1 protein-coding gene is annotated in these 231 nt (G+C 48.1%); it reads right to left on the reverse strand.

Features of this window, described 5'->3' with window-relative positions; all coding sequences use genetic code 11:
- Positions 1-4: 4 nt before the first annotated feature.
- The coding region (locus ACRHOZ_RS21630; protein ID WP_431130492.1) for a triose-phosphate isomerase at positions 5-231 on the reverse strand (227 nt) is incomplete at its 5' end.

The raw sequence follows: 231 nt of genomic DNA on the forward strand, positions 1-231 counted from the left end.
GGGATTAAATAGCCTTGATAATGGCAATGACATCGTCTGCTTTTGAGGACGCGCCGCCAATAAGCCCGCCATCCACGTCGGGTTTTCCAAAGATATCCCCACCATTTCCAGGTTTCACGCTACCTCCATAAAGGATGGATACCTCATCTGCAATGTGAGCGCCATAAGAATGTGTTATGGTTTTTCTGATAAAAGCGTGCATCTCTTGGGCTTGGTCTGGGCTGGCAGTTT

It is taken from the genome of Flagellimonas flava, from assembly GCF_050617915.1.
Classification (GTDB): domain Bacteria; phylum Bacteroidota; class Bacteroidia; order Flavobacteriales; family Flavobacteriaceae; genus Flagellimonas; species Flagellimonas flava_A.